This is a genomic window from Mycolicibacterium litorale, assembly GCF_010731695.1.
Classification (GTDB): Bacteria; Actinomycetota; Actinomycetes; order Mycobacteriales; family Mycobacteriaceae; genus Mycobacterium; species Mycobacterium litorale.
Genome location: NZ_AP022586.1, coordinates 2903935 through 2922366 on the forward strand (window position 1 = coordinate 2903935; position 18432 = coordinate 2922366).

Annotated in this window: 22 protein-coding genes; 12 read left to right on the top strand and 10 right to left on the bottom strand. The window is 69.0% G+C overall.

All coding sequences use genetic code 11. The features are described 5' to 3' along the window. Position 1: 1 nt before the first annotated feature. Positions 2-796 carry a ParA family protein gene (locus G6N30_RS13755; RefSeq protein WP_134053644.1) on the bottom strand — a complete coding sequence of 265 codons (795 nt, stop codon included), beginning with the start codon at positions 794-796 and terminating at the stop codon, positions 2-4. A 59-nt stretch (positions 797-855) separates the two neighbouring features. Here G6N30_RS13755 and G6N30_RS13760 point away from each other — a divergent pair, with 59 nt between their 5' ends. Genes G6N30_RS13760 through G6N30_RS13770 form a run of 3 tightly spaced genes read left to right on the top strand, consistent with a single transcriptional unit; the run spans position 856 to position 3055 of the window. Continuing rightward, the gene (locus G6N30_RS13760; protein WP_134053646.1) at positions 856-1467 is read left to right on the top strand and encodes an acid phosphatase; all 612 of its coding nucleotides are present in this window, start codon (positions 856-858) and stop codon (positions 1465-1467) included. Beyond that, on the top strand, positions 1452-2579 hold the full coding sequence (locus G6N30_RS13765) for an isochorismate synthase (RefSeq protein ID WP_244964973.1): 1128 nt from the start codon (positions 1452-1454) through the stop codon (positions 2577-2579). Before G6N30_RS13760 ends, G6N30_RS13765 begins: the two co-directional genes overlap by 16 nt. Beyond that, complete coding sequence (locus tag G6N30_RS13770) at positions 2576-3055, top strand: GNAT family N-acetyltransferase (protein ID WP_134053650.1); 480 nt, start codon at positions 2576-2578, stop codon at positions 3053-3055. Before G6N30_RS13765 ends, G6N30_RS13770 begins: the two co-directional genes overlap by 4 nt. Here G6N30_RS13770 and G6N30_RS13775 read toward each other — a convergent pair. Then, positions 3010-3432: a hypothetical protein gene (locus G6N30_RS13775; RefSeq protein WP_134053652.1), complete on the bottom strand. Its 423-nt coding sequence runs from the start codon at positions 3430-3432 to the stop codon at positions 3010-3012. The two genes, G6N30_RS13770 and G6N30_RS13775, sit on opposite strands and share 46 nt — an antisense overlap. Positions 3433-3471: 39 nt before the next feature. Between G6N30_RS13775 and G6N30_RS13780 the strand changes: the two genes are divergently transcribed. Together G6N30_RS13780 and whiB1 are read left to right on the top strand one after the other, a co-directional pair. Next, positions 3472-4422, top strand: a complete 951-nt coding sequence (locus G6N30_RS13780) for a diacylglycerol/lipid kinase family protein (protein ID WP_134053654.1) — start codon at positions 3472-3474, stop codon at positions 4420-4422. 245 nt (positions 4423-4667) lie between these two features. After that, positions 4668-4922, top strand: coding sequence for a transcriptional regulator WhiB1 (gene whiB1, locus G6N30_RS13785; protein WP_003893300.1), 255 nt, complete (start codon positions 4668-4670; stop codon positions 4920-4922). A 166-nt stretch (positions 4923-5088) separates the two neighbouring features. Here the strand turns inward: whiB1 and G6N30_RS13790 are convergent, their stop codons facing one another. Continuing rightward, positions 5089-6579, bottom strand: coding sequence for a two-component system sensor histidine kinase PdtaS (locus G6N30_RS13790; RefSeq protein ID WP_134053656.1), 1491 nt, complete (start codon positions 6577-6579; stop codon positions 5089-5091). A gap of 28 nt (positions 6580-6607) precedes the next feature. After that, complete coding sequence (locus tag G6N30_RS13795) at positions 6608-6823, bottom strand: biotin/lipoyl-binding carrier protein (RefSeq protein WP_059089178.1); 216 nt, start codon at positions 6821-6823, stop codon at positions 6608-6610. A 148-nt stretch (positions 6824-6971) separates the two neighbouring features. On the opposite strand from G6N30_RS13795, the gene G6N30_RS27460 reads away from it, so the two are divergent. After that, positions 6972-7064: a 50S ribosomal protein bL37 gene (locus G6N30_RS27460; protein WP_003882799.1), complete on the top strand. Its 93-nt coding sequence runs from the start codon at positions 6972-6974 to the stop codon at positions 7062-7064. Positions 7065-7145: 81 nt separating this feature from the next. On the opposite strand, the gene rsrA is transcribed toward G6N30_RS27460, so the two are convergent. After that, complete coding sequence (gene rsrA, locus G6N30_RS13800; RefSeq protein ID WP_011558791.1) at positions 7146-7439, bottom strand: mycothiol system anti-sigma-R factor; 294 nt, start codon at positions 7437-7439, stop codon at positions 7146-7148. Then, positions 7436-8065 carry a sigma-70 family RNA polymerase sigma factor gene (locus G6N30_RS13805; protein ID WP_179965634.1) on the bottom strand — a complete coding sequence of 210 codons (630 nt, stop codon included), beginning with the start codon at positions 8063-8065 and terminating at the stop codon, positions 7436-7438. The genes rsrA and G6N30_RS13805 overlap by 4 nt, the downstream gene beginning before the upstream one ends. Before the next feature lie 220 nt (positions 8066-8285). Between G6N30_RS13805 and G6N30_RS13810 the strand changes: the two genes are divergently transcribed. Together G6N30_RS13810 and G6N30_RS13815 are read left to right on the top strand one after the other, a co-directional pair. Further along, positions 8286-8771, top strand: a complete 486-nt coding sequence (locus G6N30_RS13810) for an aminoacyl-tRNA deacylase (protein ID WP_407664654.1) — start codon at positions 8286-8288, stop codon at positions 8769-8771. A gap of 10 nt (positions 8772-8781) precedes the next feature. Beyond that, positions 8782-9648, top strand: coding sequence for an SDR family oxidoreductase (locus G6N30_RS13815; RefSeq protein ID WP_134053660.1), 867 nt, complete (start codon positions 8782-8784; stop codon positions 9646-9648). On the opposite strand, the gene G6N30_RS13820 is transcribed toward G6N30_RS13815, so the two are convergent. After that, complete coding sequence (locus G6N30_RS13820; protein ID WP_134053662.1) at positions 9645-11171, bottom strand: DUF7782 domain-containing protein; 1527 nt, start codon at positions 11169-11171, stop codon at positions 9645-9647. The two genes, G6N30_RS13815 and G6N30_RS13820, sit on opposite strands and share 4 nt — an antisense overlap. Continuing rightward, positions 11168-11941, bottom strand: coding sequence for an SOS response-associated peptidase (locus tag G6N30_RS13825; RefSeq protein ID WP_163687579.1), 774 nt, complete (start codon positions 11939-11941; stop codon positions 11168-11170). The genes G6N30_RS13820 and G6N30_RS13825 overlap by 4 nt, the downstream gene beginning before the upstream one ends. A 36-nt stretch (positions 11942-11977) precedes the next feature. On the opposite strand from G6N30_RS13825, the gene aroA reads away from it, so the two are divergent. The 4 genes from aroA (at position 11978) to G6N30_RS13845 (ending at position 15876) form a co-directional block, all read left to right on the top strand. After that, positions 11978-13297 (top strand): 3-phosphoshikimate 1-carboxyvinyltransferase, encoded by a 1320-nt coding sequence (aroA, locus tag G6N30_RS13830; protein ID WP_134053664.1) that lies wholly within the window; start codon positions 11978-11980, stop codon positions 13295-13297. After that, positions 13294-14274, top strand: coding sequence for a ribosome small subunit-dependent GTPase A (rsgA, locus tag G6N30_RS13835; protein WP_134053666.1), 981 nt, complete (start codon positions 13294-13296; stop codon positions 14272-14274). The genes aroA and rsgA overlap by 4 nt, the downstream gene beginning before the upstream one ends. Continuing rightward, a complete protein-coding gene (locus tag G6N30_RS13840; RefSeq protein ID WP_134053668.1) occupies positions 14271-14921 on the top strand; it encodes a class I SAM-dependent methyltransferase in 651 nt (216 codons plus the stop codon). Before rsgA ends, G6N30_RS13840 begins: the two co-directional genes overlap by 4 nt. Before the next feature lie 94 nt (positions 14922-15015). Beyond that, a complete protein-coding gene (locus G6N30_RS13845; protein ID WP_134053670.1) occupies positions 15016-15876 on the top strand; it encodes an aldo/keto reductase in 861 nt (286 codons plus the stop codon). A gap of 74 nt (positions 15877-15950) precedes the next feature. Here the strand turns inward: G6N30_RS13845 and G6N30_RS13850 are convergent, their stop codons facing one another. Both G6N30_RS13850 and G6N30_RS13855 read right to left on the bottom strand, forming a co-directional pair. Next, a complete protein-coding gene (locus G6N30_RS13850; protein ID WP_134053672.1) occupies positions 15951-17192 on the bottom strand; it encodes a fatty acid desaturase family protein in 1242 nt (413 codons plus the stop codon). A gap of 82 nt (positions 17193-17274) precedes the next feature. After that, a complete protein-coding gene (locus G6N30_RS13855; RefSeq protein WP_134053674.1) occupies positions 17275-18405 on the bottom strand; it encodes a ferredoxin reductase in 1131 nt (376 codons plus the stop codon). Positions 18406-18432 lie beyond the last annotated feature (27 nt).

Consider the following 18432-nt stretch of genomic DNA (forward strand, 5'->3'; position numbering starts at 1 on the left):
GTCAGATCTCGGGGGTGTAGGTCGGCATGTCCTTGCCGTTCTTCCAGTGCTTGAGCAGCGCGGCCGCCAACTCGCGGTAGGCCAGCGCACCCTTGTTCTTGCGCCCGGCCAGCACCGACGAGCCCGACGCGCTGGCCTCGGCGAACCGCACCGTGCGCGGGATCGGCGGCGCCAGCACGGGCAGCTGGTAGCGGTCGACGACGTCGAACAACACGTCCCGGCTGTGCGTGGTGCGGGAGTCGTACAGCGTGGGCAGTGCGCCGAGCAGCTGCAGGTCGGGATTGGTGATGGCCTGCACGTCGGACACCGTGCGCAGGAACTGGCCCACCCCGCGGTGCGCCAGCGTCTCACACTGCAGCGGCACGATGACCTCATCGGCGGCGGTCAGCCCGTTGAGGGTGAGCACGCCCAGCGACGGTGGACAGTCGATCAGCACCACGTCGTAGGTGCCGGACAGCTTCGCCAGCGCACGTTTGAGCGCGTGCTCGCGACCGGCGCGCATGAGCAGCATCGCCTCGGCGCCCGCTAGGTCGATGTTGGCGGGCAGCAGGGACATCCCCTCCGGCGTGTCGACCAGCGCTGCGTCGGGCTCCACCTCCCCCAGCAGCACCTCGTGCACCGACACCGGCAACTTGTCCGGATCGTGGCCCAGCGAGAACGTCAGCGAACCCTGTGGATCCAGGTCGACGAGCAAGACCCGTTTGCCACTTTCGGCCATCGCTGCGCCCAGCGACGCCACCGTCGTCGTTTTGGCGACCCCACCCTTTTGATTGGCGACCGCAAGTACCCGCGTCACCCGGCCATCCTGACACGCGCACCGCCTACACACACGGACGTGCGGCAGAATCGGCGGGTGTGGGCCTCACCGACCATCGACTGCTGCTGATTCGCCACGGCGAGACGGAATGGTCCCGCGCTGGGCGGCACACCAGCCGCACCGACCTGGAACTGACGGAGACCGGCCGCGAACAGGCGGGGCGGACCGCCGAGGCCCTCGACCGGCTCACCCTCGACAACCCGCTGGTGATCAGCAGTCCACGTCGCCGGGCGCGCGACACCGCCGCGCTCGCCGGCCTGACCGTCGACGAGGTCTCCGACGTCCTCGTCGAATGGGACTACGGCGACTACGAGGGCCGCACCACCGCCGAGATCCGCGAATGCGACCCCGAGTGGCTGGTGTGGACGCACGGCTGCCCCGGCGGCGAGAGTGTCGAGGCCGTCAGCGAGCGTGCCGACCGCGCGGTCGAGTTGGCGTTGAGCCACCTCGAATCCCGTGACGTCATCTTCGTCGGCCACGGCCACTTCTCCCGCGCCGTGATCACCCGGTGGGCGGAACTGCCGCTGCCCGAAGGCATCCGGTTCGCGATGGTGGCCGCGTCGATCGCGGTCTGCGGCTGGGAGCACGGAGTGCGCCAGATCAGTGCGCTGGCACTGACCGGATATCCGCATCCGTGCCTGCCGACGTGACCACCCCGGCGCCGGCCGAAGCCGAGCCGACGTTCGTTCTGACCGGTGCGCAGGGCGTCGTCGTCGCCGACGGTGTGCACACCACCTATCCCGCGCTCCAGACCGCACGCGCCGCCCTGGCAGCCGGCAGCACGCCAATCATGGTGGGAGCGTTGCCTTTCGATCTGTCGGCGCCGACCGCGCTGTTCCGGCCGCAGTCGGTCCGATTCGTCGACGCGCTGCCGGACTGGTCCGCGACGACCATGCCGGCCGTGCGGGTCGCGGACTTCCTTCCCGCGCCACAGGACCACCGGGCGCGGGTGGCCGCTGCGGTACGCGCCCTCAACCATCCGGACACCGGGTTGCAGAAGGTCGTGCTGGCGCGGGCGCTGCACCTGACCGCCGACGCACCCATCGACGCGCGGACCGTGCTGCGGCGACTGAACTCCGACGACGCGAGCGCGAACGCGTATCTGGCGGACCTGAGCGCGGCGGGCGGCGCTTACCGCGGCGCGGCACTGATCGGCGCCAGTCCTGAACTGCTGGTGGCCCGGCGCGGTGAGGTGGTGACATGCCAGCCGTTCGCCGGTTCGGCGCCCCGATTCGCCGACCCCGAGGCGGACCGGGCCAGCGGTGAAGCACTCGCCGCATCGGCCAAGAACCGCCACGAGCACGCCATCGTCATCGACGAGGTCCGCAAGGCCCTCGACCCGTTCTGCGCCGACCTGCAGATCGCGCCGGCGCCGCACCTCAGCGCCACCGCCGCCGTCTGGCATCTGAGCACACAGATCACCGGCCGGCTGCGCGAAACATCAACCACGGCGTTGGATCTCGCCGTCGCGCTGCATCCGACCCCGGCGGTCGGCGGCGTGCCCACCGACGCGGCCGCCGCGCTGATCAAGCAGATCGAAGGCGACCGCGGCTTCTACGCCGGTGCGGTGGGATGGTGCGACGCCGCGGGTGACGGCCGCTGGGTGGTCTCCATCCGCTGCGCCCAGCTCGCGGCCGACCGGCGCAGCGCCACCGCCCACTCCGGCGGCGGGATCGTCGCCGAATCCGATCCGGACGACGAAGTGGCCGAGACCACAACGAAATTCACCACGATCCTGTCCGCACTGGGAGTTGCGCAATGACTGTGAACATCCGCCGGGTCGAACCCGGCGACGAGGTGGACCTCACCGCGATGGTGCACGAACTGGCCGCGTTCGAGCGGGCGTCGGCCGAATGCACGGTCACCGAAACGCAGATGCGCGACGCGCTGTTCGGAGCCCAACCCCGGGTGTACGGCCACATCGTCGAGATCGACGGCGAACCCGCGGCCGGTGCGCTGTGGTTCTACAACTTCTCCACATGGGACGGCGTCGCGGGCATCTACCTCGAGGACCTCTTCGTCCGCCCGCAGTACCGCCGCCGCGGACTTGCCCGCACGCTGCTGTCGACGCTGGCCCGCGAATGCGTCGACAACGGCTACAGCAGGCTGTCGTGGGCGGTGCTCGACTGGAACGAGAACGCGATCGCGCTCTACGACGCGGTCGGCGGAAAACCGCAGACGGACTGGATCACCTACCGGGTGTCGGGTCCTGAGCTCTCCGCGCTGGCGGGGTCCTGAGCGCCCAGCCACTGCAACGCCGACGGACTGAACAACAACAGCAGCGCGGTCAGCGCGACCAGGGCGACCGGGATGCCGTAGAACCACTGGTGCGAGCCGACCGCGACGTACCAGGTCACCGGTAACAGCAGCAGCTGCGCCATCACCGCGATGCCGCGGCCCCACCGTCGCCCGGTCCACAGCGCCCACGCCGCTGCGAGCACGGCACCGCCGACGAGTGCGAACCAGACCGCCGTACCGAATTTGTTGAGTCCGGCCTCCTCGGCGCCGGAGAAACCGCTGACGAGATAGACCAGCGCAGCCACCACACCGGCGGCACCCTCGAGGGCCACCAGCACGGCGGCCTGACGCACGGTCGACGGCGCGGGAACGGTCACGACGTCGAGCCTAGATGCTCGCGGTTAGGCTCATGCCTCGTGCGTGCCGTGCTGATCGTCAACCCGAACGCCACGTCGACCACCGCGGCAGGCCGAGACCTCCTCGCCCATGCGCTGGAGAGCCGTGTCGACCTGACGGTCGCCCACACCGACCACCGCGGCCATGCCATCGAGATCGCCCGCGACGCGGCCGCCGACGGGGTCGACGTGCTCATCGTGCACGGCGGAGACGGCACGGTGAACGAGGTCGTCAACGGCGTCCTCAGCGGCGGCCGGCGCGCCGGCGCCCCGGCCGTCGGCGTCGTGCCCGGCGGCTCGGCCAATGTGTTCGCCCGGGCACTGGGCATCAGCCCGGACCCCATCGAGGCCACCAACCAGCTCGTCGACCTGCTGGGCGACCACCGCCGCAGCGGCGTGTGGCGGCGGATCGGCCTGATGGACTGCGGGGAGCGCTGGGCGGTGTTCACCGCGGGAATGGGTGTCGACGGCGACGTGGTGGCGGCCGTGGAGGCGCAGCGGGCCAAGGGCCGAAAGGTCACCGCCTCGCGGTACATCCGCGTGGCGGTGCGTGAGCTGCTGGCCAGCGTGCGCAAAGAGCCGACGCTCACGCTGCACAGGCCCGGCCGTGAACCGGACGCCGGAGTGCATTTCGCGTTCGTGTCGAACTCCAGCCCGTGGACCTACGCCAACACGAGGCCGATCTGGACCAACCCCGGTACCACCTTCGAGACCGGCCTGGGCGTGTTCGCCACCACCAGCATGAACGCGTGGGCGAACCTGCGGTTGGCCCGGAAGATGTTCGCCCGCGAACCCGACCCGGTGGCCCGCCACCTCATCCGGGACGACGACCTGCCGTGGGTGCGGATCACCTCGGCGATGCCGGTGGCCTGCCAGATCGACGGAGATTACGTAGGCCTGCGCGAAACCATGACCTTCACGTCGGTTCCGGATGCCCTCGCAGTGATTGCGCCACCGCCGCCGACCCTGTGAGCTGCGCCGACAGGTTCGTGGAAGAAATTTTGGGCGCGAGTGTGTTGATTCTAGTACAACGGGGTAAGCGCTCGGCTAACGCGGTCACCTAGTGACGTTGCACACGTGTTAACGCGCTTCCCTTGACATCCGTCGAGCCTGTGAAAGCATCGGATGCAACAGTGCAGAAACAAATTGTGTGCACGCGTTAACAGCCGAAAAAAAGCTCGTGCGCTCTGCTGCGCACATAGTGAGGAGTCAAAAGAATGGATTGGCGCCATAAGGCCGTCTGTCGCGACGAGGATCCGGAGCTGTTCTTCCCGGTCGGGAACAGCGGGCCGGCCCTTGCGCAGATCGCCGACGCGAAGCTCGTGTGCAACCGTTGCCCCGTCACCACCGAGTGCCTGAGCTGGGCATTGGAGTCCGGCCAGGACGCCGGCGTGTGGGGTGGCATGAGTGAGGACGAGCGCCGCGCTCTCAAGCGCCGCAACGCCCGCACCAAGGCGCGCACCGGAGTCTGATCGCTTCACAGCAACAGTGAAGGCCCCGACTTGGTCGGGGCCTTCACTGTGTTCTACGCCATTATCGGGTGGCAAATGTATTGCAGATCGCTTGCGGTGAATTTCGTCTCGTGTCCTACTGCGCGGCTCGGCCCGGTGTCCTACTGCGCGGCTCGGCCGCGGTGTCCTACTGCGCGGCTCGGCCGCGGCGCCCCAGCGGGACCCTCAGCACCACATCCGTCCCCCCACTCGACACGTCATGCATCCCCAGTGACCCGTCCAGCTCGGCCGACACCAGCGTCCGCACGATCTGCAGCCCCAGCCGATCGGACTTCTCCAGGCTGAACCCGGCCGGCAGGCCCTTGCCGTCGTCGTGCACCACCACGTCCAGCCACCGCGCCGAGCGCTCGGCGCGGATCGTGACACTGCCCTGGGCGGTGTCGGCGTCGAAGGCGTGCTCGATCGCGTTCTGCACCAACTCGGTGATCACCATGATCAGCGCCGTGGCGCGGTCGGCGTCGAGCACGCCGAGATCGCCCTCGCGCTTGATCCGGATCGGCGGGCCGACGCTGGCCACGTCGTTCATGATCGGCAGGATGCGGTCCACCACCTCGTCGAGGTTGACCTCTTCGTCCACCGACATCGACAGCGCGTCGTGCACCTGGGCGATCGACGACACCCGCCGGACCGACTCCATCAGCGCCTCGCGGCCCTCGGCGTTGTTGGTGCGCCGCGCCTGCAGGCGCAACAGCGCCGCTACCGTCTGCAGGTTGTTCTTCACCCGGTGATGGATCTCACGGATCGTCGCGTCCTTCGACAGCAGTGCGCGGTCGCGCCGCTTCACCTCGGTGACGTCCCGGATCAGCACGGCCGCGCCGACCGCCGCCCCGTGCACCACCAGCGGCAGCGTCCGCAACAGCACCGCCGCGCCGCCCGCGTCGACCTCCATGCGCATACTCGATCCGCCGGCGAGCGAATCCCGCACGTGGTTGGCCAGTTCCTGGGCCTCGAAGGGATCGGAGATCAGCGGCCGGGTCACGGTCACCAGGTTGTGGCCCTCGAGGTCGGCGGCCAGCCCCATGCGGTGGTATGCCGAGATCGCGTTGGGGCTGGCGAACACCACGTTGCCCGCGCCGTCGAGCCGGATGAATCCGTCGCCCACTCGCGGGCTCGACCGGGACATGGCCAGGTCGCCCACGTTGGGGAACGTGCCCTCCGACAGCATCAGCAGCAGGTCCCCTGCGCAGTCCAGATAGGCGACCTCGAGCGGGCTCGCCGTGCGCCGCGCCGCCAGCGCGGTCTGGTGGGTGAGCACCGCGACGACGTCGTCGCGGTAGCGCACCGGAACCGCTTCGACGTTCAGCCCGGGCGAATCAGTCTGCGGCGCAGGCCCTTCCCGGCCGATGGTGCCGGACTCGAAAGTCGCGGTGACCAACGGCATGGTCTCGGGGATCGCGGTGGTGCCGACCGCGTCGGCCAGCAGCACGGTCGGCGCGGTGTTGGGCCGCACCTGCGCCACGCACACCAGCACGCCGTCGTCGCGGCGGACCCACATCAGGTAGTCGGCGAAGGACAGGTCGGCGAGCAACTGCCACTCACCGACCAGGACGTGCAGATGATCGACGGCGTTGCCGGGCAGCACGGTGTGCTCGGCGAGCAGATCACCGAGTGTCGACATGTCGCTCTACCGGTGGTGCCGGGAGGGGCTAACTGATCACCGCGATGAGGTCACCGGCCTGGATGACGTCGCCTTCGGCCACGTTGACCTTGGTCACCGTGCCGGCGACCTCGGCGAGCACCGGGATCTCCATCTTCATGGATTCGAGCAGCACCAGGGTGTCACCCTCGCCGATCTGATCGCCTTCGTGAACCACGACCTCCAGCACACTGGCCACGATCTCCGCGCGAACGTCCTCGGCCATCTTCACCCCACTCATCCTCGGCTGCTGCCTGCCGGTCTATCGAACCACAACACCGCGTCGCCAGAGCATTCGCCGGGCCATGAGACAATGGTGCGAAGCCGCCTGCGGTACGCGGGCCGGGCGAACTTTGACCAGACGGAGGAACATCATGGCCAAGCGTGGCCGCAAGAAGCGCGACCGTAAGCACTCGAAGGCCAACCACGGCAAGCGGCCCAACGCCGGTTCGAAGTCGGTGCGCTGACCGTACGTACACACGAAACTACGGTTGTTCAGGGAATTCGGCCGAAATCCCTCAACAACCGTAGTTTCGTCGTTTGTACCGTCAGCTGCGGTAGATCGTCGTGCGGCTGATCTCGATCCGCAGCCGTTCGCGGAGCCGGTCCGGCGCCTTCTCCCCACCGCATTTGGCGGCGATCAACCGCTTGACGCGTTCCTCGACGCCGTAGTGGCGCAGGCACGCGGGGCACTCCTCGAGGTGATGTTTGAGTTTGTCGCGGGTCTCCGGTGTGCACTCGCCGTCGAGCAGCGTCCACACCTCGGCGATGACCGCCGCGCACTCGGGATGCTCGGGGTCGACCGGGCCTACCGGCGGTGTCCACCGCTCTTCGTCACTCACGACGACACCTCCTCGGGCGCTTGCGCACCGCGGACGAACCCGCGGTCTCGCGCGACATCGGCCAGCAGCTCACGCAGCTGCTTGCGGCCGCGGTGCAACCGGGACATCACGGTCCCGATGGGCGTATCCATGATCTCCGCGATCTCCTTGTACGGGAACCCTTCGACGTCGGCGTAGTACACCGCCATCCGGAACTCCTCCGGCAATGCCTGCAACGCCGCCTTGATCTCGGTGTCGGGCAGCAGTTCCAGCGCCTCCACCTCGGCTGACCGCAGACCCGTCGACGAATGCTCGGCGTTGGCGGCGAGCTGCCAGTCGGTGATCTCCTCGGTCGGGTACTCCGACGGCTGGCGCTGTTTCTTGCGGTAGCTGTTGATGTAGGTGTTGGTCAGGATGCGGTACAGCCACGCCTTGAGGTTGGTGCCCTCGCGGAACGAGCGGAACCCGGCGTAGGCCTTGACCATGGTTTCCTGCAGCAGATCCTCGGCGTCGGCGGGGTTGCGCGTCATCCGCAGCGCACCGCCGTAAAGCTGGTCGAGCAGCGGAATCGCGTCGCGCTCGAAGCGTGCGGTCAGTTCGGCGTCGGATTCGTCTCGTTCGACCGCCGATCCGTCGATGTCGGTCATCGTGGTCGACACCGTCCCTTCTGTCGCGGCGCCGTCGAACAGGCCCGGCAAATCCACCGGACGGTCCAGGCAGGCCAATGGCACCAGAGTCCTCCCTTGATCCTAGAGGTAATGACCGACGTGTTCCCGGCTGCGTGTGCTGCCGAAGTCCTTCCGATCAACAGCACAACCTCGCACCGTTGTTCCCGGCCACATCGGAGCCGCCTCTAAGCTGATCCGCGTGCGCGCAGCGACGCCGGCGATCGCGGCCCTCCTCTCCGCCGGAGTGGACCACGAGGTCCTGCAGTACCGGCACGATCCGCGGGCCGGGTCCTACGGCGAGGAAGCCGTCGAGGAACTGGCCGACACCGGTATGGAGGCCACACAGGTCTTCAAGACGCTCGTGATCGCGATACCCAGAGGGCTCGCGGTGGCGGTGCTGCCGGTCCCGGCCAGACTCTCGCTCAAGGCCGCGGCCGCCGCGCTCGGCGTCCCGAAGGCCGCGATGGCCGAACGCGCCGCCGCCGAACGGTCGACGGGCTACGTGCTCGGCGGCATCTCTCCGCTCGGGCAGCGCAAGCGGCTGCCGACGGTGGTCGACGCCTCCGCGCTGCAGTGGGACCGGGTGCTGTGCAGCGCCGGTAAGCGGGGCCTGGAGATCGCGGTCGCACCGCAGGACCTCGTCCGGTTGACCGACGCGGTGACCGCCGACATCCGCGCGTCATAGGCTCACACCCATGACACAGACGTCAGGCACCCCGCTGGCCGGCAAGACCATGTTCATCTCCGGCGCGAGCCGCGGCATCGGGCTGGCCATCGCCAAACGCGTCGCCGCCGACGGCGCCAACATCGCGCTCGTCGCCAAGACGGCCGAACCGCATCCGAAACTGCCCGGCACCATCTACACCGCCGCCAAGGAGATCGAAGACGCCGGCGGCCAGGCGCTGCCGATCGTCGGCGACATCCGCGACGGCGACTCGGTCACCGCCGCGGTGGCCAAGACCGTCGAACAGTTCGGCGGCATCGACATGTGCGTGAACAACGCGTCGGCGATCAACCTGGGCTCGGTCGAGGAGGTGCCGCTCAAGCGTTTCGACCTGATGAACGGCATCCAGGTCCGCGGCACCTACGCCGTCACCCAGGCCTGCATCCCCCACATGAAGGGCCGGGACAACCCCCACATCCTCACGCTGTCACCGCCGATCCGGCTGGAGTCGCAATGGCTCACCCCGACGGCCTACATGATGGCCAAGTTCGGGATGACGTTGTGCGCGTTGGGGATCGCCGAGGAGATGCGTGACGCCGGCATCGCGTCGAACACGCTGTGGCCGCGCACCATGGTCGCGACGGCCGCGGTGCAGAACCTGCTTGGCGGCGACGAGGCGATGGCGCGGGCCCGCAAACCCGAGGTGTACGCCGACGCGGCCTATGCGGTGCTCACCCGGCCGTCCCGCGAATACACCGGCCAGGCACTGCTGTGCGAGGACGTGCTGCTCGACTCCGGCGTGACGGACCTGTCGGTCTACGACTGCATCCCCGGCTCCGAACTCGGCGTCGACCTGTGGGTGGACAGCCCGAATCCTCCTGGCTACCAACAGGGTTAGTCCGCCTGGTAGACGATCCCCCGCCCGATCGCCTCCCGCACCACCGGCAGCGCCGCGGTGGCCAGCGCGCCGGCGTCGACGCCGTGGTGCGCGGCGAGCAGGTCGATCAGCGTGCCCAGCGGCACCTCACCGCGGCAGCCGGCCAGCAGCGCCCGCGACACCTCGTCGACGCCGATGACGGCGCCCGGCCCACCCGGCCGGCGCACCGCGGCGCCGACGACCTGCCAGCCGTCCGGCCCGGGCAGCGACTGTTCATCGAGGAACACCGGTGCGGTGGACAGCCGCGCGGCCAGGAGCGCCTCGTCGGTGGTGTGGTGCAGGTATTCGCGGCGGGCGAAGAACGCCTGCACTTCCGGACCGGTGACCACCTCGTCGGCCGCGGTGATCTCTTCGAGGACGTGGTCGGGTGGGCGCTGCTCACCCGCGCGCGGGGCGCGCAGCGCGATCATGCCCATGCCGATCGCGGTGATGCCCTCGGCGGCGAACCAGTCCAGCCACTCCCCTCCCCGCCGGGCCGCCTGCTCCGGCGCCTCGCCCGCATCGGAAGTCCACAACGAGACGTAACTGACCGGATCGGCGAGTTCACGCTGCACCACCCAGGCATGCAGGCCGGTACCGGCCAGCCACCCGCTCACCCGCTCACGCCAATCGTCGCCCGCGCGCACGATCCAGTTCGCCATGACGTGGGCGGTCCCGCCTGGCTGCAGATGCGCGCCGACCTGTTCGATCAGGCTGCGGCACAGGCCATCTCCGACGACGCCGGAATCCCGGTAGATGTAGTCGCGGGCACCGGCGCCGACCACGAACGGCGGATTGGACACGATCAGGTCGAAACGCTCACCGGCGACCGGCTCGAACAGGCTGCCGCAGCGCAGATCCCACGACATCCCGTTGAGCCGGGCGGTCGCCGCCGCCAGCGCCAGCGCCCTCACGTTCGTGTCGGTGGCGACGATGTCGGCGCAGTGGGCGTCGAGATGCAGCGCCTGGATCCCGCAGCCGGTGCCGAGGTCGAGCGCACGCCCGACCGGCTCGCGCACCACGGCGCGGGCCAGCGACACCGACGCACCGCCGATGCCCAGGACGTGGTCGCGCCGGACGGCGCCGTCGCGCAGCGCGGAGTCCAGATCGGACACTACGAGAAAGTCTCGGTGCCCGTCGCCATGCGGGCGGATATCCAGGGCCGCCCGGAACGTCCCCCGCGGGGTCGTCGCGAGCACCCCGTTGGCCACCAACCCGTCGGCCCCCGCGGCCGGGAACGCCGCGTCGACGCGTTCCCGCGGTTCTTCTGCGCCGAGCAGGAACAATCGCGCGACGACGGCAAGGGCCGTTCGGTCGCCGGAGGCCCGCTCGGTGGCGCGCAGCGCCGGCCACCACACTCCCCGCGCGAACGCGGCGTCGGCGTCGGCGCCGAGCAGACTCGACACCCCGTCGGTGGTGAACTCCGCGGCCCGCAGGTCAGCGCCGAGTGCGTCCAGGACGGCGGCGTCGTGCAGCGGGCCGGACGATTCCGGCGGCCGGGTCAAAGCAGGGTGGCCTGTTCGGGTTCCGGTTCGGCGGGCGCGATGAGCTCCGGACCGTTGTTGCGGACGCTGTTGACCAGCCGGGACACCTCACGGACTTCGATGCGGTCGAGATCGCCGTGCCCACGCAGCAGCCCCTCGTCGATCGGTGCGTCGGGGTCGAGCCAGCGATCCCAGTCGTCGGCGCTGATGGTCAGCGGCATGCGGTCGTGAATCTCCGCGAGCGGCCCTGCGGCGTCGGTGGTGATGATCGTGCAGCTCAGCAGCGGCGGCGCCTCCTTCGGCGCACCCTTGGGCCGCCAGGTGGTCCACAGCCCGGCCATGAACAGCGGTTCGCCGTCGGCCCCGTACATGAAGAACGGAGTCTTCGCCGCCTTCTTGCCCGACCCGCCGTCCGCCGGGTTCGGCCGCCATTCATACCAGCCGTCCATCGGCACCAGACAGCGCTTGGTCTTGGCGGAGCTGCGGAACGCCGGCGAGGTGGTGACCTTGTCGGCGCGTGCGTTGATCAGCAGCGGGCCCTTGTTGTCGGGTGTGCCGTCCTCGCCGCTCTTGACCCACGGCGGGATCAATCCCCACCGCATGGACCGCAGCCGGCGCGTCGACTCGTCGTCGGGTTCGCTGTGCCGTTTGACCACCGTGCTGATCGTGGTGGTCGGTGCGACGTTGTAGTTCGGGCCGGTGTCGTTCGGTGCGGTGTTGGTCTCGTCGATCGCCTTGATCTTCTCGGCCAGCAGGGCCGGGTCGGTGGTCACTGCGAAACGTCCACACATACCTCCGATAGTGGCACGCGCAGCCGACAAGGCAGGATGGGAACCGTGAACAACTGGCCGGCCCCCTCCACGCCGACCCCCGTCCACGCGACGCTGACGATTCCGGGTTCGAAGTCCCAGACCAACCGCGCCCTTGTGCTGGCGGCGCTGGCCACCCCTGCGGGGGCGTCGACGATCAGCGGTGCGCTGCGCAGCCGCGACACCGACCTGATGATCGGCGCGCTGCAGACGCTCGGCTACGAGGTCGAGTGCGTGGACACCGTCGCATGCGAACTCGTGGTCAGCGGCGCCCTCGCACCGGCTGCCGAAGCCCGAGTCGACTGCGGGCTGGCCGGTACGGTGCTGCGCTTCCTGCCGCCGGTGGCCGCGCTGAGCACCGAGACCGTCGCGTTCGACGGCGACGAACAGGCCCGCGCCCGCCCGATCTCCCCGCTGCTGGCCGGTCTGCGCGCCCTCGGTGTGCACATCGACGGCGACGGTCTGCCCTTCTGCGTACGAGGCGAGGGTGCGGTGGCCGGTGGCACCGTCGAGATCGACGCCTCGGCGTCCTCACAGTTCGTCTCCGGGCTGATGCTCTCGGGAGCGGCGTTCCGCGACGGGCTGACCATCGTGCACACCGGAGAGTCGGTCCCGTCGGCGCCACACGTCGCGATGACCGTCAGCATGCTGCGGGACGCGGGTGTCGAGGTCGACGACAGCCGGGCCAACCGGTGGACGGTGCATCCCGGACCCGTCGCCGCCCGGCAGTGGACCATCGAACCGGACCTGTCCAACGCGGTGCCGTTCCTGGCCGCCGGCGTGGTCAGCGGCGGCGCGGTGCGGGTGACCGGCTGGCCCGCCGCGAGCACCCAGCCCGCCGACGCGATCCTCGCCATCCTCGAAAAGCTCGGTGCGGTGGTACGCCAGACCGAGTCGTACCTGGAGGTGCAGGGCAGCCGGCACTACGACGGATTCGACGCCGATCTGCACGACGTCGGTGAACTCACCCCGGCGGTGGCCGCGCTCGCCGCGGTCGCCGCACCCGGCGCGGTGTCGCGGCTGCGCGGGGTGGCGCATCTGCGCGGTCACGAGACCGACCGGCTCGCCGCGCTGCGTGCCGAGATCAACGGACTGGGCGGGCAGTGCGAGGAGACCGACGACGGACTGGTGATCACCGCCACCCCGCTGCACGGTGGCGTCTGGCACTCCTACGCCGACCACCGGATGGCGATGGCCGGCGCGATCGTCGGATTGCGCACCCCCGGCGTCGAGATCGAGGACATCGCCACCACCGCCAAGACGCTGCCCGAGTTCCCGCAGCTGTGGACCGACATGCTCGCCGGGCAGACCGGAGCGGACCCCGAGGCAGGCGCTTGAGCCCTCGCGAGTACGACGAGTCCGACGTCCGGGTCCGGCCGGGTCGGGGCTCCCGACCGCGAACGAAGACCCGTCCGGACCATGCCGACGCGCGCAGTGCCATGGTCGTGACCGTCGACCGCGGCCGCTGGGGCTGCGCACTCGACCGCGATCCGCAGCGGGTGGTGACCGCGATGCGGGCGCGCGAGCTCGGCCGCACCCCGATCGTCGTCGGCGACGACGTGGAAGTGGTCGGCGACCTGACCGGGCGGCCGGACACGCTGGCGCGCATCGTGCGGCGCGGCGAACGCCGAAGTGTGTTGCGCCGCACCGCCGATGACACCGATCCGACGGAGCGGGTGGTGGTCGCCAACGCCGACCAACTGCTCATCGTCGTCGCGCTGGCCGATCCGCCACCGCGGACCGGCTTCGTCGAACGCGCCCTGATCGCGGCGTACGCCGGTGGCCTGACCCCGATCCTGTGCCTGACCAAGAGCGACCTCGCCCCCGCCGAGCCGTTCGCCGCCCAGTTCAGCGACCTGGACCTCACCGTCATCACCGCGGGCCGCGACGATGCGCTCGACCGGGTCGTCCCGCTGCTGACCGGACAGGTGACCGTGCTACTCGGCCACTCCGGTGTCGGAAAGTCGACTCTGGTCAATCGTCTTGTGCCGCAGGCTGATCGGGCGATCGGCGCGGTGAGCGGCGTCGGCAAGGGGCGGCACACGTCGACGCAGTCGGTGGCGCTGCCGCTGGCCGACGACGGCTGGGTGATCGACACCCCGGGCATCCGCTCGTTCGGATTGGCCCACATCGCGCCCGAAGACGTGTTGCTGGCGTTCTCCGATCTGGCCGAGGCGATCGCCGACTGTCCACGCGGCTGCGGGCACATGGGTCCGCCTGCCGACCCGGAGTGCGCACTCGACGAGCTCACCGGCGCCGCGGCGGGCCGGGTGGCCGCCGCCCGTCACCTGCTCGGAGCGCTCAACGACGCATGAGCGGCGGATATCTCGACGACACCCGCGCCCCTTACGACGCGACGGCGGCTGCATACGCCGAACGCTTCCACCACTGGCTCGACCGCAAGCCGCTCGAGCTCGCGGTGCTGCAGGCGTTCGCCGGGCTGACCGGACCCGGCGGACCCATCCTCGACGTCGGCTGCGGGACCGGGGCGACCACCGCGATCCTCGCGGGCCACGGCGCTGCGGTGACCGGAATCGACCTGTCCCCCAACATGATCGGTGAAGCGCGAAAGTTCAACCCGGAGCTGGACTTCCGCATCGGCTCGATGACCGCACTCGACGTCGACGACGCATCCGTCACCGGCGTGTGCGCGTGGTATTCGGTGATCCACATCCCCGACGAAGGCCTCGGCGCCGTCTTCGCCGAATTCCGCCGGGTGTTGCGGCCCGGCGGGTTTCTGCTGCTCGCGTTCCAGGTCGGCGACCGACCACGCATCCTCGACGAGGCGTTCGGCCGGACGGTGTCCCTGGTCTTCCACCGTCGCACCCCGGCGCAGGTCGTCGCGGCGTGCCTGTCGCACGGATTCACCCCCTACGTCGAGATGGTGCGTGAACCCGACGACGACGGGCTGGAGTCGACACCGCAGGGCTTCGTGATCGTGCGCAAACCCACAGCACCCTGACAGCACGACACGGAAAGCCGCGCGGCGTGTGCGGGGTTGCACGAACGGGCACACAGAACACGTCGATGCCACTATTTCAGAAGGAGAATCGACCTTGAGCAACGCTCCCACCATCACCCTGAACGACGGTGCGCAGATCCCACAGCTGGGATTCGGCGTCTACCAGATCAAACCCGACGAGACGGCCAAAGCGGTCAAGACGGCACTCGACATCGGCTACCGCCACATCGACACCGCCGAGATGTACCGCAACGAGCGCGGCGTCGGCCAGGGCATCCGAGACGCCGGAGTCGAACGCTCCGAGGTGTTCATCACCAGCAAGCTCAACAACGGGTTCCACCGGCCCGACGACGCGCGTCGCGCCTTCGACCAGACGTTGAGCGAGTTGGGTTTCGACGGTGCGGACGGGTATGTCGACCTGTTCCTGATCCACTGGCCGCTTCCGACGCTCTACGACGGCGACTTCGTGTCGACGTGGCAGACCCTCGAGGAGTTCAAGAAGGACGGCCGCGCCCGCAGCATCGGCGTCTCGAACTTCCAGGTCGACCATCTGGAACGGCTCGCCCGTGAGACGGAGACGGTGCCCGCGGTCAACCAGATCGAGGTGCACCCGTACTTCACCAACGAGGCGGTGCGCGCCTACGGCGCCGAGCACGGAATCGCGACCGAGGCGTGGTCCCCGATCGCGCAGGGCCAGGTCCTCGACGACGCCGTCGTCACCCGCATCGCCGAGGCGACCGGGAAGACCCCGGCCCAGGTGGTGCTGCGCTGGCACATCCAGCGCGGCGACATCGTGTTCCCCAAATCGGTGACGCCCCAGCGGATCGAGGAGAACTTCGCACTGTTCGACTTCGAACTGGGCGATGACGACGTCCAGGCGTTGGCCGGCCTCGACAAGGGTGAGCCAGGCCGCACCGGGCCCAACCCGGACACGTTCGACTACATCCCCGACTGACCCCGGAAACGCCGAGACTGCGGGGAGATCGCCGATTCCGATGGAATCGCGATCTCCCCGCAGTCTCGATGCGTCTAAGCGGCGAGCGCCGCGCGCGCCTCGCGCTTCTCGCGACGACGTGCCCGCACCGCGGCGATCGACGACTTGAGGCCGCGCCGCTGAGTCGGCTCGAGCTCGGCGAACATCCGCTCGCTGCGGGTCTCGGGCGCGTTGTCGGCGGTGTCGCGCAGGTACTTGTCCGGCAGCGACAGCTTGGCGATGGTCCGCCAGCTCTTGCCGTACTGCACCAGGAACGACCCGGTGGTGTAGGGCAGGTCGTACTTGTCGCACACCTGCTGCACCCGCAGGGAGATTTCGTGCAACCGGTTGCTCGGCAGGTCCGGGAACAGGTGGTGCTCGATCTGGTGGCACAGGTTGCCGCTCATGAAGCGCAGCAGCCAGCCGCCGGTGAAGTTGGCGCTGCCCAGCATCTGACGCAGGTACCACTGCCCCTTGGACTCACCGACCATGTCGGTCTTGGTGAACTTCTCGGCGCCGTCGGGGAAGTGGCCGCAGAAGATCACCGCGTTGGCCCAGACGTTGCGGATGACGTTGGCCACCGCGTTGGCGGTCAGCGTCGACCGGTACGTCGCGTGCGGCGACAGCGCCGTCACGGCGGGCCACGCCACGTAGTCCTTGGCCAGCTGCGCACCCGCCTTGGCGGCGAATTCGCGTGCCCGGATCTTGCTTTCGTCCCGGTTGTCGCGGCCCTTGAAGATCTTGCCGAGCTCGACGTGCTGCAGTCCGACACCCCACTCGAACCCGATGGCGAGGATGGTGTTGTAGAGCAGGTTGCCGAGGTTGAACGGCTTCCACTTCACGTCGCGGGTGACGCGGATGAGGCCGTAGCCCACATCGTCGTCCATGCCGAGGATGTTGGTGTACTTGTGATGCATGAAGTTGTGGGTGAACCGCCAGTGCTTGGAGGCTCCGCCCATGTCCCACTCCCACGACGACGAGTGGATCTCCGGATCGTTCATCCAGTCCCACTGGCCGTGCATGACGTTGTGGCCGATCTCCATGTTCTCGATGATCTTGGCCACGCCCAGGGTCGCGGTGCCGGCCCACCAGGCCGAACGACGGGAGCTGGCGGCCAGCAGGAGCCGGCCGGTCACTTCGAGTGCCCGCTGCGCCGCGATGGTGCGACGGATATAGCGCGAATCGCGCTCACCGAGGGAGTCTTCGATGTCTTGCCTGATCGTGTCGAGTTCGACACCCAGGCTCTCGATGTCGGCGTCGGTGAGATGTGCGAATTCGGGTACGTCTGTGATTGCCATCCTGGCGCCTCCTTCCTCTACCTACGGTAGCGTAACCTACGAAGCCGTAGGTTACCAGTGGGTAACCGCTGAACGGCCACTACTAAACGTCGAGCACACAATCGCCGGAAGCGGCGGAGACGCAGGTCTGGATCCGGTTACCCGGTTCGTGTTCCACGCCGGTGCGCAGGTCGCGGACGTGGCCCTCGACCAGGCCGACGACACACGACTGGCAGATGCCCATGCGGCAGCCGAACGGCATCTGGATGCCGACCTTCTCCCCGGCGTCCATCAGCGAGGTGGCCGCATCGGCTTCGACGGTCTTGCCGCTGCGCGCGAACTGCACCGTTCCGCCCTGCCCGTGCGGCGCGGCCTTGGTCACCGCGAACCGCTCCAGGTACAGCCGGTCAGCGATGCCGGCCCGTTCCCACACCTTCTCGCCGTCGTTGAGCATGCCTTCGGGGCCACACGCCCAGGTGTGCCGCTCCCGCCAGTCGGGCACGATCTCGTCGAGCCGGGACAGGTCGAGACGGCCCTGGGTCCGGGTGGTCCGCAGGTGCAGGCGGTAACCGTCGTGGCTGCCCTCCAGAGCGGCCAACTCCGAGGCGAACATCACGTCGGACTCGGTCGGCGCCGAGTGGACATGGACCACATCGGTGATCTGGTCCCGGCGCGCCAGCGTGCGCAGCATCGACATCACCGGGGTGATCCCGGACCCACCGGTCAGAAACAGCACCGAGGCCGGCGCCGGATCGGGCATGACGAAATTGCCCTGCGGCGCGGCCAACCGCACGATCGTGCCGGGCGCCACGCCGCCGACCAGGTGAGTCGACAGGAACCCCTCGGGCATGGCCTTCACCGTGATCGTGATGGTCCGGCCCCCGCTGCGCGGGCTCGAGGTCAGCGAGTAGCTCCGCCAGCGCCACCGGCCGTCGATCAGCAATCCGATCCCGATGTACTGGCCTGGTTGGTAGTCGAACGTGAAGCCCCAGCCGGGTTTGATCACCAGGGTCGCGGAGTCCTCGGTCTCCCGTCGGACGTCGATGACGCGACCACGCAACTCGCGGGCCGACCACAACGGATTCGCCAACTGCAGATAGTCGTCGGGCAGCAACGGCGTGGTGATCTTGGCCGCGATCTTGCGCAGCGCATGGATCGCGGGATGCTTCGCGGGAACGTCGGGGCGCACCGTGTCGGCCACTTTGGCCGAGACTTTGACGTGACTCTTGGCCATGAACCTACGGTACCGTAACTTACGGTT

What these genes read in the sequence shown, in the direction of transcription:
- G6N30_RS27460 (WP_003882799.1), top strand. Translation starts at nt 6,972, where the DNA reads ATGGCCAAGCGTGGCCGCAAGAAGCGCGACCGTAAGCACTCGAAGGCC.
- G6N30_RS13840 (WP_134053668.1), top strand. Translation starts at nt 14,271, where the DNA reads ATGAGCGGCGGATATCTCGACGACACCCGCGCCCCTTACGACGCGACG.
- G6N30_RS13790 (WP_134053656.1), bottom strand. Translation starts at nt 6,579, where the DNA reads ATGTCGACACTCGGTGATCTGCTCGCCGAGCACACCGTGCTGCCCGGC.
- G6N30_RS13795 (WP_059089178.1), bottom strand. Translation starts at nt 6,823, where the DNA reads ATGGCCGAGGACGTTCGCGCGGAGATCGTGGCCAGTGTGCTGGAGGTC.
- aroA (WP_134053664.1), top strand. Translation starts at nt 11,978, where the DNA reads ATGGGAACCGTGAACAACTGGCCGGCCCCCTCCACGCCGACCCCCGTC.
- G6N30_RS13850 (WP_134053672.1), bottom strand. Translation starts at nt 17,192, where the DNA reads ATGGCAATCACAGACGTACCCGAATTCGCACATCTCACCGACGCCGAC.
- G6N30_RS13770 (WP_134053650.1), top strand. Translation starts at nt 2,576, where the DNA reads ATGACTGTGAACATCCGCCGGGTCGAACCCGGCGACGAGGTGGACCTC.
- G6N30_RS13815 (WP_134053660.1), top strand. Translation starts at nt 8,782, where the DNA reads ATGACACAGACGTCAGGCACCCCGCTGGCCGGCAAGACCATGTTCATC.
- G6N30_RS13805 (WP_179965634.1), bottom strand. Translation starts at nt 8,065, where the DNA reads ATGACCGACATCGACGGATCGGCGGTCGAACGAGACGAATCCGACGCC.
- G6N30_RS13855 (WP_134053674.1), bottom strand. Translation starts at nt 18,405, where the DNA reads ATGGCCAAGAGTCACGTCAAAGTCTCGGCCAAAGTGGCCGACACGGTG.
- G6N30_RS13825 (WP_163687579.1), bottom strand. Translation starts at nt 11,941, where the DNA reads ATGTGTGGACGTTTCGCAGTGACCACCGACCCGGCCCTGCTGGCCGAG.
- whiB1 (WP_003893300.1), top strand. Translation starts at nt 4,668, where the DNA reads ATGGATTGGCGCCATAAGGCCGTCTGTCGCGACGAGGATCCGGAGCTG.